General features: G+C 75.0%; 16 protein-coding genes. 7 read left to right on the forward strand and 9 right to left on the reverse strand.

The annotated features are described in order from the left end of the window. Window positions 1–102: 102 nt before the first annotated feature. Both B100_RS0107515 and B100_RS0107520 read right to left on the reverse strand, forming a co-directional pair. Window positions 103–2,175 (reverse strand): phage holin family protein, encoded by a 2,073-nt coding sequence (locus tag B100_RS0107515; protein ID WP_078540755.1) that lies wholly within the window; start codon window positions 2,173–2,175, stop codon window positions 103–105. Window positions 2,176–2,273: 98 nt separating this feature from the next. After that, window positions 2,274–2,675, reverse strand: coding sequence for a hypothetical protein (locus tag B100_RS0107520; RefSeq protein WP_024883825.1), 402 nt, complete (start codon window positions 2,673–2,675; stop codon window positions 2,274–2,276). A gap of 83 nt (window positions 2,676–2,758) precedes the next feature. Here B100_RS0107520 and B100_RS0107525 point away from each other — a divergent pair, with 83 nt between their 5' ends. Then, window positions 2,759–3,532 carry an MBL fold metallo-hydrolase gene (locus B100_RS0107525; RefSeq protein ID WP_024883826.1) on the forward strand — a complete coding sequence of 258 codons (774 nt, stop codon included), beginning with the start codon at window positions 2,759–2,761 and terminating at the stop codon, window positions 3,530–3,532. Further along, window positions 3,529–4,182 carry a VTT domain-containing protein gene (locus tag B100_RS0107530; RefSeq protein WP_024883827.1) on the forward strand — a complete coding sequence of 218 codons (654 nt, stop codon included), beginning with the start codon at window positions 3,529–3,531 and terminating at the stop codon, window positions 4,180–4,182. The genes B100_RS0107525 and B100_RS0107530 overlap by 4 nt, the downstream gene beginning before the upstream one ends. Window positions 4,183–4,217: 35 nt before the next feature. Here the strand turns inward: B100_RS0107530 and B100_RS0107535 are convergent, their stop codons facing one another. The 5 genes from B100_RS0107535 to B100_RS37210 form a co-directional block, all read right to left on the reverse strand. Then, window positions 4,218–5,261: an MBL fold metallo-hydrolase gene (locus tag B100_RS0107535; protein ID WP_024883828.1), complete on the reverse strand. Its 1,044-nt coding sequence runs from the start codon at window positions 5,259–5,261 to the stop codon at window positions 4,218–4,220. Beyond that, window positions 5,258–6,505 (reverse strand): aminotransferase class I/II-fold pyridoxal phosphate-dependent enzyme, encoded by a 1,248-nt coding sequence (locus B100_RS0107540; protein ID WP_024883829.1) that lies wholly within the window; start codon window positions 6,503–6,505, stop codon window positions 5,258–5,260. Before B100_RS0107540 ends, B100_RS0107535 begins: the two co-directional genes overlap by 4 nt. 189 nt (window positions 6,506–6,694) lie before the next feature. Beyond that, on the reverse strand, window positions 6,695–7,582 hold the full coding sequence (locus B100_RS0107545; protein WP_024883830.1) for a hypothetical protein: 888 nt from the start codon (window positions 7,580–7,582) through the stop codon (window positions 6,695–6,697). Window positions 7,583–7,714: 132 nt separating this feature from the next. Next, window positions 7,715–8,524, reverse strand: coding sequence for an RNA polymerase sigma factor SigF (locus tag B100_RS0107550; RefSeq protein WP_024883831.1), 810 nt, complete (start codon window positions 8,522–8,524; stop codon window positions 7,715–7,717). Window positions 8,525–8,672: 148 nt separating this feature from the next. After that, window positions 8,673–8,813 (reverse strand): hypothetical protein, encoded by a 141-nt coding sequence (locus B100_RS37210; protein ID WP_199785221.1) that lies wholly within the window; start codon window positions 8,811–8,813, stop codon window positions 8,673–8,675. Between the two features lie 258 nt (window positions 8,814–9,071). Between B100_RS37210 and B100_RS0107560 the strand changes: the two genes are divergently transcribed. The 3 genes from B100_RS0107560 (at window position 9,072) to B100_RS0107570 (ending at window position 10,533) form a co-directional block, all read left to right on the forward strand. Beyond that, complete coding sequence (locus tag B100_RS0107560) at window positions 9,072–9,464, forward strand: DUF2795 domain-containing protein (protein ID WP_024883832.1); 393 nt, start codon at window positions 9,072–9,074, stop codon at window positions 9,462–9,464. Window positions 9,465–9,492: 28 nt separating this feature from the next. Further along, complete coding sequence (locus B100_RS0107565; protein ID WP_024883833.1) at window positions 9,493–9,918, forward strand: CBS domain-containing protein; 426 nt, start codon at window positions 9,493–9,495, stop codon at window positions 9,916–9,918. Between the two features lie 69 nt (window positions 9,919–9,987). After that, window positions 9,988–10,533, forward strand: coding sequence for a type 1 glutamine amidotransferase domain-containing protein (locus tag B100_RS0107570; protein WP_024883834.1), 546 nt, complete (start codon window positions 9,988–9,990; stop codon window positions 10,531–10,533). A gap of 65 nt (window positions 10,534–10,598) precedes the next feature. On the opposite strand, the gene B100_RS0107575 is transcribed toward B100_RS0107570, so the two are convergent. Next, a complete protein-coding gene (locus B100_RS0107575; RefSeq protein WP_024883835.1) occupies window positions 10,599–10,886 on the reverse strand; it encodes a DUF6158 family protein in 288 nt (95 codons plus the stop codon). A gap of 61 nt (window positions 10,887–10,947) precedes the next feature. Between B100_RS0107575 and B100_RS0107580 the strand changes: the two genes are divergently transcribed. Next, entirely contained in the window at window positions 10,948–12,060 is a 1,113-nt protein-coding gene (locus B100_RS0107580) for a baeRF2 domain-containing protein (RefSeq protein WP_024883836.1), read from the forward strand. A 15-nt stretch (window positions 12,061–12,075) separates the two neighbouring features. On the opposite strand, the gene B100_RS0107585 is transcribed toward B100_RS0107580, so the two are convergent. Further along, window positions 12,076–13,695 (reverse strand): ATP-binding cassette domain-containing protein, encoded by a 1,620-nt coding sequence (locus tag B100_RS0107585; RefSeq protein ID WP_024883837.1) that lies wholly within the window; start codon window positions 13,693–13,695, stop codon window positions 12,076–12,078. Window positions 13,696–13,856: 161 nt separating this feature from the next. Between B100_RS0107585 and B100_RS0107590 the strand changes: the two genes are divergently transcribed. Beyond that, window positions 13,857–14,678 carry a class I SAM-dependent methyltransferase gene (locus B100_RS0107590; RefSeq protein ID WP_024883838.1) on the forward strand — a complete coding sequence of 274 codons (822 nt, stop codon included), beginning with the start codon at window positions 13,857–13,859 and terminating at the stop codon, window positions 14,676–14,678. Window positions 14,679–14,697 lie beyond the last annotated feature (19 nt).

The raw sequence follows: 14,697 nt of genomic DNA on the forward strand, positions 1-14,697 counted from the left end.
ACGGGCGCGTTTGCGGCGGGGTGGACGGTTCGCCGTCGAGGTTCTCAACCGGGGGGTGTGTCCGTCACGCGAATATTCGCCCGTGACGCCCGTCGCCGTCGCTCAGGCCGCTCGTCCGGTGTGGTCCGGGAGGGGGCGGGTGTCGGACTCGTCGGCCTCGGTCAGCCAGCGGCGCAGCACGTGGTGGACCTGTTCGGCGCCGGCCAGCTCCGTGCCCTCGGGCACCGGGGCGGACAGGATCAGCGGGGACAGCAGGAAGGGACGGGACTGGGCGCCGCCGAGGCCGCCGTGGGAGCCGATCTGCTCCTCGAACGCGAGCACCTCGCCGTCGGCGGGGTCGTGGAAGGAGTTGACCATGATGTCGGCGGTGTGCGGGAAGGTGTGGGTGCGCCGCACGACGTCGGCCGCGCCGGGACCGAAGGCTGCCAGCGGCCCGGGGTTGTCGTCCAGCTCGTCCAGCGGGATCTCCGCGCCGTACGCGCCGAGCACCACCCCGCCGTGGCGTTCGCTGCGCACCAGCAGGAAGCCGACGCCCGGGTGGTTGGCGAGGGTCGGCAGCAGCGCGGGGTGGCGGGCGTCGATCTCCTCCTTGGTCATCCGGTGCGGCACGTCGGGGAAGGACACCAGGCCCAGGTTCCCCGAGGCCAGCACGACCGGCTCCGAGCCGCGCGAGGGGCGGTACTGCTCGGTGCCCTCCTCGACGGGCCTGCGCAGCGCCGCGCGGACCGCCGCGCGGGCCTCCGCGCCGCTGTGCGTGCGCCGGGCGCGGCGCGGCACGGGCAGGCCGCAGCCGGCCCGCACCAGGTCGCCTAGGGTCAGGCCGTAGCGGGAGCGGAAGGTCTCGCCGGGGCTCTGCCCGTGATCGGACAGCACCACGATGCGGTACGGGCGGGGCGCGTGCTCGGCGACGTTCGCGATCAGGGCGAGGGCGCGGTCGAGGCGCTGGAGGACCTTGTCGGTGTCCCGGCTCGTGGGCCCGGAGTGGTGGGCGACCTCGTCGTAGGCGACCAGGTCGGCGTAGACGGCGCTGCGGCCGGCCAGCAGGTCGCCCATCACGGCGGCCACCACGACGTCGCGTTCGACGACGGTGGCGAAGGCCCGCACCAGGGGGTAGAGCCCACCGCGCGAGACGCGCGGGCGCTGCGCGCGCATGCGGGACCGGACGGACTGGCCGATCTCCCGGCCCACCTCGGCGACGAAGGAGAGCGCGGTGCGCACGGCGTTGGCGGGGTCGGAGAAGTAGGCGAAGTAGCCCGCGCGGGAGCGGGCCGCCGGTCCCCTGCGGCGGGTGGCGATGGACAGCACCAGCGCCTGCTCGTCGGCCCCGCCGCTGAACAGGTTGCCCCGGCTGGCGCCGCCGTGCGCGAGCAGGCCGGCGTGGCCGGAGTGCTCGATGGCGCGCGCCTGGAGCTCGGCGGCGCTGGTGGGCCGGTTGCACACCATCACCTCGCGGCGGGCCTTCTCGTACCAGCGGAAGGCGGGCACGTCGAAGTTGCTGCCGTGCAGGATGCCGAGCTGGCTGGCGCCGGTCTGGCTGGACCAGTCGGTGCGCCAGGGGGTGAGGCGGTGGCTGGGGCGGTCGCCGCCGGTGCCGAGCCAGCGGGCGACGGTGGGCATCAGCCCCTTGTCGACGGCGGACAGCAGGACGTCGTGGCCGACGCCGTCGAGCTGCACGAACACCGTGCCGGGGGTCGCCGGGCAGGGCGGGGTGGAGCGCCGTCTTCGGTCCGCGAGCCGGTACAGGCGGCGGCGGTAGGCGTCGTCGTCACGGACGGCGAGGGCACCGCCGGTGGCCGAGGCGACGGCGGACATCACGGCGGCGACCACGACGGCCGTCTCCGGGGCCGCGGAGCCCCGTTCGACGGGGTTGACGCGCAGCGCCACCCAGAGCAGGGCGCCGTTGAGGAAGAACACCAGCAGGCCGAGGACGAGGGCGGGCACCAGCAGCAGCAGCCGTACCAGCAGGGGCCAGACCAGGGCGGACAGCAGACCGAAAGCGCCGGCCCCGAGCGCGGCGGTGACCGCGATGTCGGTGGCGCTGCTGCCGTCGGCCGAGCGCAGCCGGAAGTCCGGCAGGATGCCCGCGAGGGCCAGCATGGTGAGCGTGGAGACCACCCACACCGTGACACTCCGACCGATCTGACTGGCGACCCGTCGCCATCGCCCGCCACCCACGCCCCGTACACCTCACGTTCCGGTCTCTGGACCGCCTCCACCCTGTCACAACGCCCTGATGAGGCGTTTCGTCCCCCTGGTACGCGGTCCCAGGCGCCTCAGCGGCCGTCGTAACCGGCGGTCGGCATGGACAGCCTGCGGTGCACCCGGGCCTTCATCACCGCGTCGTACGACGGCTCCGCGCGGCCCACCGTCTCCACCCGCACCCCGCGCCGCGCGCACTCGGCGGTGAACTCCGCGGCGGACGACAGCGCGCGCTCCAGCACCCGCAGGCTGGGCGCCACGAACAGATCGGTGCCGGGGCGTACCCCGTCCCACAGCAGGGAGTGGTCGGGGCGCAGGCCGTGCACGAGGAGTTCGCGGGCCACCACGTAGCCGTGCTCGGCGGCCCAGCGGGCGCACATGGTGTGCTGGCCGCGGGAGTCCACCAGGAACGGATCGGCGTCCAGTTCCTCCAGCGGCGTCAGGCTCGCGATGGTCGTGACCCGCACCGGCGCCATGGCGTCCCCCTCACCTCCGGTTTTCGCCGACGACCCTACTCCTGCGCGTAGGCTTCGGGGAGTCGCGCGAAGGAGGCGAAGAGGTGCCGGTGGAGGTCACGTGGTGGGGACACGCCACCTGCACGCTGGAGGACGCGCACACACGCGTCCTCACCGACCCCTTGTTCGCACGCCGGCTGGCGCATCTGCGGCGCAGGCGTGGCGCGGTGCCCCCGCCCCGCGCGCTGCGCGCGGACGTGGCGCTGGTGTCCCATCTGCACGCCGACCATCTGCACCTGCCGTCGCTGGCCCGGCTCGCGCCCGGCACCCGGGTGCTCGTGCCCCGGGGCGCGCTCCGCGCGGTGCCGGGGCTGCGCCGGCTCACCGGGCTCGACGTGAGCGAGGTGGCGCCCGGTGACGAGACGACCGTCGGCCCGCTGGTGGTGCGGGCCGTGCCCGCGCGCCACGACGGGCGGCGGCTTCCGGTGGGCCGCCGGGGCGCGCCCGCCCTCGGGTTCGTGGTGGAGGGCGAGGCGCGCACCTACTTCGCCGGGGACACCGGCCTGTTCGACGAGATGGCCAAGGAGGTCGGCCCGGTCGACGTGGCGCTGCTGCCGGTGGGCGGCTGGGGCCCGCACCTGGGCGAGGGGCACCTGGACGCGGGGCGGGCGGCCCAGGCGCTGGCGCTGCTGGGCGCGGCGAGCGCGGTGCCGGTGCACTACGGCACGTACTGGCCGATCGGGATGGACGCGGTGCGCCCGCACGAATTCCACGCGCCGGGGCACGAGTTCGAGCGCCTGGCCGCCCGGTACGCGCCGGACGCGGTGGTGCACCGGCTCGGGCACGGGGAGAGCGTGCGCCTGGGGGTCACGCGGTGATATCTGCCGCCGCCCTCGGTCAGGCGGCCGGTGTCCTGGTGCCGCCGGCGGCCGTGGCGCCCGAGTCCACCCAGCAGGCCATCGGGTACCCCTCGCTGTTCCTGCTGGTGCTCATCGGGGCGCTGGTCCCGGTGGTGCCGACGGGCGCGCTGGTCAGTTCGGCGGCCGTGGTCGCCGTCCACCAGACGTCGCCCTACGCGATGGCGATGGTGTTCCTGACGTCGTCGCTGGCCGCCTTCCTGGGCGACGTGGCGCTGTACTGGCTGGGGCGGCGCGGGATGACGTCGAAGAACGGCTCGCGGTGGCTGGAGGCGATCCGGGAGCGGGCCCCCGAGGAGCGGCTGGCGCAGGCCCAGGAGAAGCTCGCCGACCACGGGGTGGCGGTGCTGGTGCTGTCCCGGCTGGTGCCGGCCGGGCGTCTGCCGGTGATGCTGGCCTGTCTGGTCGCGAAGTGGCCGCTGCGGCGTTTCGTGCGCGGCAATCTGCCGGCCTGTCTGGCCTGGGCGGCGACCTACCAGCTGATCGGCGTCCTCGGGGGCTCGCTGTTCGACGAGCCCTGGGAGGGGGTGCTCGCGGCGGTCGTGCTGACCGTCCTGCTCAGCGTGGCTCCCGGGCTGTGGCGGCGGGTGCGCGGCACTCCGGCCGGCTGACGCCCGGCGGCACGCCGGCGGGCAGACGCCCCCGGTCATTCCATCACCCGCGATCCGCCCACCGGCAGGTCCCACAGGCGCTCCCGGGGCAGTCCGGCCGCTTCCCAGGCGTCGCGGACCCGGGTGAGGGGTTCCAGGACCGGTTCCGCGGAGAGCACGAAGGTGCCCCAGTGCATGGGCGCCATGTGGCGCGCGCCGAGGTCCTGGGCCGCGCGGACCGCCTCCTCCGGGTCGCAGTGCACGTCGGCCAGCCACCAGCGCGGGTCGTACGCGCCGATCGGCATCAGGGTCAGGTCGATGCCCGGGTAGCGGCGGCCGATGCGGGAGAACCAGTGCCCGTAGCCGGTGTCGCCGGCGAAATGCACCCGCCGGCCGTCGGGGTCGGTGAGCATCCAGCCGCCCCACAGTGAACGGCAGGTGTCGGTCAGCGTGCGCTTGGACCAGTGGTGCGCCGGTACGAAGTCGAAGCGCACACCGCCCAGTTCGGCCGCCTCCCACCAGTCGAGCTCGGTGACCCGGGTGAACCGGCGGCGGTGGAACCAGCGGCCCAGACCGGCCGGCACGAACATCGGGGTGTCGCGCGGGAGCCGGCGCAGGGTGGGGGCGTCGAGGTGGTCGTAGTGGTTGTGGCTGATGACCACCGCGTCCACGCGCGGCAGCGCCTCCCAGGCCACGCCGACGGGTGTGACGCGGGCGGGGGTGCCGAGGATGCGCCGGGACCACACCGGGTCGGTGAGCACGGTGAGCCCGCCGATCCGCACCACCCAGCTGGCGTGACCCGCCCAGGTCACGGCGAGCGTGCGGGCGTCCACGTCCGGCACCGGGCCGGGGGCGTACGGCAGGTCGGGGATGCCGGCGAGGCCTTCCGGGGTGGGCCGTACCGCGCCCTCGCGGGCGAAGCGGGCGACGGCCTTGAGCCCGGGCAGCGGGGCGGTCAGCCGGTCGTGGAAGGCGCGGGGCCACACCCGGCGCTCGGCGAGCGGACGCGGCTCGGCGAGCGGGGGGTGGGAGCCGCCGGACGGGGGCCCCGCGTCCCCCGCTGTGGACGTCGTTCCGGTCGACTCGTGCCGCTGCGTCATCGAGAGGACTCCCATCGCCGAGCGTCGTCACGGAGATCGTCGAAGACCGATGTCAGATGGTTCAACGCGCGTCGCACCTGTGGCAGTTCCGTCGGGTCGTCCGCGTCCAGGCACCGGGCGCGCTCCTCGGGGCTGTCGCCCAGCAGGGGGGCGGTGCACAGCCGTACGCGGTGCGTCTCGAAGTCGTCGCCGAAGCGGTGGCCGCCGGGCGCGGGCATGCCGAGCCGGGCGGTGAGGAAGTCCTCCAGTTCCTGGGCGTCGCCGATGCCCCGCTGGGAAAGTGCGGGCGCCAGGGGGGTGAGGTCGACGTAGAGGTGCCGGCCGCACCGCGGGGGGCGGGCCAGGGCGCCCGCGGACACCACGGCGTGGTGCGCGGCGGCGGCCACGCGCGCGTGCACGCGGACGGTGGCGGCGACGCGCGCGGTGACCGGTTCGGGTTCGGACAGCGCGTACCCGGCGGCCGCGGCGACGGGGGCGGCCACCCGGGCGTCGAGCGCGGTGAGCACGTCGAGCACGCGCGCGTGCAGCGCGGCGCCCTCCTCGCCCGCGGGGAAGCGGGCCACGGCGGCCGGCCAGCCCGGCGGGAGCAGGGAACCGGCGAGGTCGGTGACGACGGTGACCCGGTCGGGCAGCATCTCGGCGGGGCTGAGCAGCACCGTGTCGTGCGGGTCGTGCAGGGTGTCGCGCCAGGTCTCGTCGCTGACCAGGTGCAGCCCTTCGTCGGCCGCGGCCTCCAGGGTCGCGTGCAGCAGCTCGGGCGGGGCGACGGTCGCCGTGGGGTCGTCGGCCACGGACAGCACCAGCAGGCGCGGGTCGCGGCCCTCGGCGCGCATCCGGCGCACGGTCTCCAGCAGGGCGTAGGGGTCGGGGACGCCGCCGCTCTCGGCGGGGGTCGGCACGTGGAAGACGGGTCTGCCGAGCAGACGCGCGTACGGCGGCCACCAGGAGGCGCAGGGCCTCGGTACGAGGACGTCGCCGTCGATGGCGGCGGTCAGCGCGGTCAGCAGGGCGGGCGCGCCGGGGGCGAGAGCGGTGCGGTCGGGGACGGCGGGCAGTCCGCGCCGGTCTCCGTGGCCGCAGGCGGCGTCGAGCAGGGCAGCCCCGCCGCCGACCGGTTCGGCCCCGCCGCGCGCGGCGGCCGCCGCCAGGACGCCGGCCAGTTCGGGCAGCACCGGCAGCCCGTCGTCGGGGAGCGGCGGCCCGAAGCGGACCGGGCCGTGGCCTTCCGGTTCCGTCCGCCGCATCCCTACCTCCGCGCAGTTTCTGGTGCCCCGGTGCCGTGTCCCGGCGTCCGCTCGTGCCGCCCTCGGCGAACTCAGTACCCCGTGATCGGCCCGTCATGAGCACGGTGCCGGATCGCGCGCCGCGCGGCACGGCGTGCGGGGCCACGGGGCAGGGCGGCGGGACCGAGGGACCGGGCGCCGAGCCGGGGGTCAGGCATGCGTTCCGCCGGTGCGCCTGCGCAGCACGCGGTGCGCGGCGGCGCCGATCGCGCCCGCCATCAGCAGACCGCCCGCGACCTGGGCGGGCACCGAGTCGGTGAAGGCACCGCCCCGGCCGGCCTGGACGCCCTGGTGAGCGGTCGGCGACGGGCAAGGGGTGCCGTGCGTCGCCGTGGGCTTCGGCGAGGAGGTGGGCTTGTGCGTGGGCGACGGGGTGGGCTTCGGCGGGGTGGTCCGGAGCGGGGCCGCCCCGGGGCCGGTGGCCTCGGGGTCCACGGCCGTGCGGGGAGGGGCCTTGTGGTCCATGGTCGCGGGGTCCGCCGCGTACGGGTCGGCGGTGTAGGGGTCGGCCGCGTACGGATCCGCGGCGTACGGGTTCGCGGCACCGGGGTCCGCCGCCGTACCCGCCGCTCCGGGTGCTCCGGGTGCGCCTTCCGCGCCCGGGGCCCCGGCGCGCTCCTCGGCGTCGGCGTCGGGGATCAGCTCCTCCCAGGCGGTGTCGGGGGCCGCGGGCGGCTCCGCCGCCGACTCGGGCGCGAGCGGGTCCGCCTCCCCGGCCTCCTCGGGCGCGAGGCCCTCGGAGGCGTCGAGGGATGTCGCGCCGTAGAGGTCTGCCTCGGTGAACTCCTCCACGAGGGTCTCCGCCTCGTACTCCTCGGCTTCGTGCGCGCCCGGTTTCACGGGGCTCGGCGCCGCGCTCCATGACGGGTGCCCCGGCCGGCTGTGCCCGCCGGTCGGCGACGCGCACGGCGAGGGCGGGGCGGTCCCCCACGCGCCGGCGCTGCCCGGGGCCGTCCCGGCGGACGCGGCCGGTGCGAGCGCGCCGAGGACGGTGCCGGCGACGGCGGCGACGGACAGGGCACGGGCGGTGCGGCGCATGGTGCGGGCTCCTTCGAGCGGCGGCTGGGACGCGTCGGTCGTCCCGGTGCCATCACAGCCCGCCCGCCTCCGGCCCGCGCGCGGCCGGACACCATTGGCGGGACCGGACGCGCCCGTGCGGGTGAAGGGAGGTCACTCCTCGTCGGTGTCGCCCATGTCGCCCATGACCTGCTCCCGCACCCGGCCGCAGCTGCGGGTGATCAGCCGGGAGACGTGCATCTGGGACAGGCCCAGCTCCTGGGCGATGCTGTTCTGGGTCATGTCGTCGAAGAAGCGCATGTACAGGATCGCCCGCTCACGCTCCGGCAGCTCGGCCAGCCGGTCCTTGACCGCCTGGCGGTCGACCACGGTGTCCAGCGCCGGGTCGGGACCGCCCAGGGCGTCGCTCAGGGAGTAGCCGTCGTCGCTGCCGGGCAACTCGGCGTCGAGGGACAGCGCGCTGAAGCTCTCCGAGGCCGCCTGTCCGGTGCGCACCTCGTCCTCGGTCAGTCCGGCGTGCTCGGCGATCTCGCTCACGGTGGGGGCGCGGCCCTGGACGGTCTGGGAGAGGTCCTGGGCGGCGTGCCGGACGCGGTTGCGCAGCTCCTGGACGCGGCGCGGCACGTGCAGGGTCCACATGTGGTCGCGGAAGTGCCGCTTGATCTCGCCGGTGACGGTGGGCACGGCGTAGCTCTCGAAGGCGTTGCCCAGCTCGGGGTCGTACCGGTCGACGGCCTTGAGCAGGCCCAGGGCGGCGACCTGGCGCAGGTCGTCGTAGCTCTCGCCGCGGCTGCGGAACCGTCCGGCGAGGCGGTGCGCCATGGGCAGCCAGGCCTCCACGATCTCGTCCCGCAGCACGTCGCGCTCGGGTCCTTCGGGCAGTGCGGCGAGCCTGAGGAAGGCCGCAGCTGTGTCGGGTGCGTCGTCGTGGGGATGCGCCTTGGCGCCGGTTCGGGTGCGCATGGTGCGTCGCAGCTCCCTCGGAGGTGCTCGGGGACGGACCGTCACCGTGGCGGACGCACCCGCCGGGGACAGGGGCGCCGCGGCGGGGGTTTCCGCCACCACGGACGTGCCTCCTGTCCGAAGCACTTCAAGACCGCCTGCCCCCGCGTCAGCCGCGCAAACGTCCCGCGGGGGACTCACGTGGTTCGGGATCGGCCTCCCGGGGTGGCAGGACGAAGTCCTCGTAGCGGCCCAGCATCAGGATCACGCCGAGCATGAGGGACGGGACGAGCAGGGCGAGCACCGCCATGGCCGGTCCTTCCGGAAGCCGCGTGGGGGGCGTGCGCTCCGGGTCTCCCGGCGTCCCTGCGCCAAACCCCGGCGATACGCGGACGTCGGCCGGTCCCGCTCCGGCCCCGCCCGGTTCCCCACGGTCGGGACCCGGACCGCCGTTCGGAGGACGACTCCGGTCCGGCTCGGATCCGTCCCGGATCGCGGCCCTTGTACCGGTGTCGGCCCGCGCTCCTCGGGTACGCGGTCGGCACCCCCGAAGGACCTGGAGGGAGACATGCAGCGAGGCAGTGACCGGCTGAGCGTCCACCGTGACGACGAGATGAAGCACGAACTGCAGGGCCTGCTGCGGTCGGGGCACCCGACCCGCACCGAGGAGTGGCACGACCCGGAGCCCGTCGCCGACGACGACCCCGAGGTCGCGCGCGGCCCCGTGACACCGGGCCGCGGTCCGACGTCGCTGGAGTCGACGCGACTGGAACTGGCCCGGATCCTGGGCCGTGGGGTGTTCCCCGCGGGTCCCCGTGAACTCATGCGTGCCCTGGACCGGCGGCACGCCCCCGACGCGCTCGTCGAAGCGCTGGAGCGGCTGCCGCGCAAGGACCGGTACACCGGTGTCCAGGAGCTGGCCGAGGCGCTGACCCGGTCCCGGGAGACGGAGACGGCGTGACCGTCCGGCACAGGGAGGCCTGCTGACCATGGCCCGGTACGTGAAGGACGTGATGACCCCCGGGGTGGTCGCCGTACGGCCGGACGCCTCGGTCGTCGAGGCGGCACGGCTGATGCGCGGCCAGAACATCGGCGACGTGGTGGTGGCCGACGGACAGCGCGTCGTGGGCGTGATCACCGACCGGGACATCACCGTACGGGCGGTCGCCGAGGGCCGGGACCCGTTCGGGGTGAGCGTGGAGTCGGTGTGCACGCCGGACCCGCTGACCCTCGCCCCGGACGACCCGGTGTCCTCGGCCGTCGCGCTGATGCGGGAGCACGCGGTGCGGCGGATCCCCGTGGTGGAGGGCGGTCTGCCCGTCGGCCTGGTGACACTCGGCGACCTGGCCGAGGCCCGGGATCCGGGGTCGGCGCTCGCCGACATCAGCCGCGCGGAGCCCGACGACAGCAACTGAACGACGAACCGACCGACCGACCGACCGAACAACCGACTGACGAACCGAACGAAGGGACGTAGCGCCATCATGCGCATCGCATTTCTGACCGCACCCGAGGGCGTCGAACAGGTCGAGCTGACCGAGCCCTGGAAGGCGGCCGAGGAGGCCGGGCACGAGCCCGTCCTCGTGTCGACGCAGTCCGGGGAGGTCCAGGGGTTCAACCACCTCGACAAGGCGGACACCTTCCCCGTGCAGGAGGTCGTCGGCGACGCGTCGGCGGACTCCTTCGACGGGCTGGTGCTGCCCGGCGGGGTCGCCAACCCGGACTTCCTGCGGACGGACGACAAGGCCGTCGCGTTCGTCCGTGACTTCTTCGAGCAGGGCCGGCCGGTGGCCGCGATCTGCCACGCGCCGTGGACCCTCATCGAGGCCGACGTCGTGCGGGGCCGCGTGCTGACCAGTTGGCCGAGCCTGCGGACGGACCTCCGCAACGCGGGCGCGACCTGGGTCGACGAGCAGGTCAAGGTCTGCGACCACGGCTCGAACAAGCTGGTCACCAGCCGCAAGCCGGACGACCTGAAGGCCTTCTGCGAGACCTTCCTGGAGGTCTTCACGGCGGAGCGCTCCGCCTAGGCGGGCGGTCGCCGCCCGGGCGGCGGGAGAAAACGGGAGTCCCGCGCGGGACTCCCGTTTCGCGTTCAGGTGCCCGAGGCGGTCGGCGTCGCGGAGTCCGCGGCGCCGCGCTCGCGGGCCCCCTCGCGGGTCCGGCCCGGGGCGACCGGGCGGGTCGGGTAGCGCCGCAGGTACTCGCCCTCCAGCTGGGCCATCCGCTCGTTGTGGGCGCGCAGCGCGTCGTTGGAGCCGTACAGCAGCGTGTCGTGACGCGTGCGGTGGATGGTCTCCAGCTCCTTCATGAGCTGCTGGTCGTCCAGGCGGTTCGGGTCGACTCCGGTCATGGTGGTGCCCCGCTCGTCGTGTGCGTTCATGGCCCCCGGGTACCCGCCCGGCGGCACAGGCACCACCCCGAACGGCAACCGGGAGGGACCCATGGACCTCGCATTCCTCAACCCGCTCTACGAACGTCCCGGCCCCTGGGCCTCCGTCTACGTCGACACCTCCCGGCACACGGAGAACACCCCGCACGAACGCCGGCTCACCGCCGAGGCGATGGCGCGGGAACTGGCAGGCCAGGGCGCCGACGAGGCGACCTGCACGGCGGTGCGGCAGGCGCTGGAGGAGCTGCGGCACTCCGGCGAACCGCACGGCCGCGCCCTGTTCGCCCGGGACGGCGAGGTGGTACTGGACCCGTCGCTGGCCCGGCCCCCGCGGCGCGACGGGGCCGAGTGGGCCCCGCTGCCCCGGGTCGCGCCGCTGCTGGAGCTGGCCGGGGAGGACCCGGTGTGTGTCGTCGCGTACGTCGACCGCGCGGGCGCCGAGTTCGAGCTGCGCAGCGCGCTCGGGCGGGAGGGCGCCGGCGGGGTCACCGGGCAGCAGCACCCCCTCCACCGCACCGGCACGGGCGACTGGTCGGTGCGCCACTTCCAGCTGCGGGTGGAGAACACCTGGGAGCACAACGCGGCGGAGATCGCCGACGCGCTCGCCGTCTGTCAGGAGGAGACCGGCGCCGACCTGGCGATCCTGGTCGGGGACGACCGTGAGCGGCGGACGGTGCGCGAGCGGCTGCCGCAGCGGATGCGAGGCATGGTCGCCGAGGCGTCCCACGGCGCCGGGAGCCGGCTGCTGGACGAGGACGTGGAGCGGATCCGCGCCGGGCATGTGCGCGAGCGTGCGGCGGCCGAGCTGGAGCGGTTCCTGGCCGCCCGCGGTCCCGACGACGAGGGCCGCGCGGGCGCCGTGGAGGGCGTTCCGGCACTGGTGGAGGCGGCCCGGGAGCACCGGATCGAGGAGCTGCTGATCCGGCCGGACGGCCCGGACGCGCACCGCGAGGTGTGGATCGGCGAGGACCCGGACCAGCTGGCGGTCCGGCGCACCGACCTCAAGATCCTCGGCGAGCAGAACTCCTGGGCGGCACGCGCGGACGACGCGCTGATCCGGTCGGCCGTGACGACGGACGCGCCCGCCCTCTCGGTGACCGCGGCGCCGGACGCGGGCGGCGACGCTCCGGTCGGCGGGCTGGGCGCGCTGCTGCGCTGGAGGTGACCCGCCCGCCGCGGGTCACCTCGCGCGTTCCACCCGGCGTTCGTCCCAGACCGGTTCGGGTGTCTCGCGGACCCTGCCGTCGCTGCCGAAGACCAGGAAACGGTCGAAGGAGCGGGCGAACCAGCGGTCGTGCGTGACGGCGAGGACCGTGCCCTCGAAGCCCTCCAGGCCTTCCTGGAGGGCTTCGGCCGATTCCAGGTCCAGGTTGTCGGTGGGCTCGTCCAGGAGCAGGGCCGTGACGCCCTGCAGCTCCAGCAGCAGGATCTGGAAGCGGGCCTGCTGTCCGCCGGAGAGCCGGTCGAAGGTGCGCTCGGCCTGCTGGGTCAGCTCGTAGCGGCGCAGCCGGGACATCGCGGCGCCCCGGTCCTGGGAGTGCTCGGTCCACAGGATGTCGAGCAGGGTGCGGCCCAGCAGTTCGGGGTGGGCGTGGGTCTGCGCGAAGTGTCCGGGCACCACGCGCGCCCCGGTCCGCCAGGCCCCGGTGTGCGCGACGTCCTCGCCCGCGAGCAGGCGCAGGAAGTGCGACTTGCCGGAGCCGTTGGAACCGAGCACCGCGACCCGCTCGCCGTAGAAGACTTCCAGGTCGAAGGGTTTCATCAGGCCGGTCAGTTCGAGCTGCTCGCAGGTGACGGCGCGGACGCCGGTACGGCCGCCCTTGAGGCGCATCCGGATGTCCTGCTCGCGCGGCGGCTCGGGCGGCGGGCCCGCCTCCTCGAACTTGCGCAGCCGGGTCTGGGCGGCACGGTAGCGGGACGCCATGTCCGGGCTGTTCTCGGCGGCCTGGCGCAGGGTCAGCACCAGCTTCTTCAGCTGGGCGTGCTTCTCGTCCCAGCGGCGGCGCAGTTCCTCGAAGCGGGCGAAGCGCTCACGCCTGGCCTCGTGGAAGGTGGCGAAGCCGCCGCCGTGCACCCAGGCGTCGGCGCCCGCGGGGCCCGGTTCGAGGGAGACGATCTTCTCGGCGGCCCCGGCGAGCAGTTCGCGGTCGTGGGAGACGAACAGGACCGTCTTGCGGGTCTCGGCGAGGCGCTCCTCAAGCCAGCGCTTGCCGGGCACGTCCAGGTAGTTGTCCGGCTCGTCGAGGAGCAGCACCTCGTCCGGGCCGCGCAGCAGCGCCTCCAGCACCAGCCGTTTCTGTTCACCGCCGGAGAGGGTGCGGACCTGGCGCCACTGGGCCTTGTCGTAGGGGACGCCCATGGCGGCCGTGGTGCAGATGTCCCACAGCGTCTCGGCCTCGTACCCCTGGGCCTCGGCCCAGTCGGCGAGCGCCTGCGCGTAGCGCATCTGGGCGGCCTCGTCGTCGACCGTCATGATGGCGTGCTCGGCGGCGTCCACGGCGCGGGCGGCCTCGCGGATGCGGGGCGGCGCCACGGACACCAGCAGGTCACGCACGGTCGTCTCGTCCCGTACCGAGCCCACGAACTGGCGCATCACGCCGAGGCCGCCGCTGACGGCGACGTTCCCGCCGTGCGGGGTGAGCTCGCCGGAGAGGATGCGCAGGAGGGTGGTCTTGCCCGCGCCGTTGGGTCCCACGAGGGCGACGACGGCGCCCTCCCCCACCCGGAACGACACGTCGCCCAGGAGAGCCCTCCCGTCGGGGAGGTGGTACTCGATGTGCGCGGCTTCCAGGTGACCCATGGGCGCGATTCTGCGGGGCGCCGGCGGCCGGTGGCAAACGGGTTTCCCACGGCCGGTCCCGGCCCGACACCCGTCCCGCATGATGAAACCCGGATCTCATCATGCGGCCGTCAGGCGTAGCGTGGACGTCCTCCTACGACAGTGGAAGGGGTGGGCCTGTCATGCCGCACGCACGGGAGACCGCCGTCTACACGCACGGGCACCACGAGTCGGTGCTTCGCTCGCACACCTGGCGCACCGCCGCGAACTCGGCCGCGTACCTCCTCGGAGCGCTGAAGCCGCACATGCGGATCCTGGACATCGGCTGCGGGCCCGGCACCATCACCGCCGACCTGGCGGCGCTGGTGCCCGACGGGCACGTCACCGGTCTCGACCGGGAGCCGGGCGTCCTGGAGCGTGCCCGGGCGGAGGCCGGGAAGCGGGGCGTCACGAACGCCGGCTTCGCGGTGGGCGACGTGCACGCGCTGGACTTCCCCGACGACACGTTCTGCGTGGTGCACGCCCACCAGGTGCTCCAGCACGTGGGCGACCCGGTGCGCGCGCTGCGCGAGATGGTCCGGGTGACGAAGCCCGGGGGGTTCATCGCCGTACGGGACGCGGACTACGCGGCGATGACCTGGTATCCCGCATCGCCGGGCCTGGACGACTGGCTGGACCTGTACCGGCGGGTGGCGCGGGCCAACGGCGGCGAACCGGACGCGGGCCGGCGCCTCAAGGCGTGGGCACTGGCCGCGGGCCTCACCGACGTCACCGCGACGTCGAGCGCCTGGACCTTCTCCACGCCGGAGGAACGTGCCTGGTGGAGCGGGCTGTGGGCGGACCGCACGGTGGCGTCCGCGTACGCGGGACGGGCCGTCGACGCCGGGCACGCCACCCACGAACGGCTGGCCCAGGTGGCCGGCGCGTGGCGGGAGTGGGGTGCCCGGGACGACGGCTGGTTCGCCGTGCTGCACGGCGAGATCCTCTGCCGCAAGGACGCCTGACCGGCGGGCGGGACGGGGC

The organism is Streptomyces sp. CNH189, from assembly GCF_000527195.1.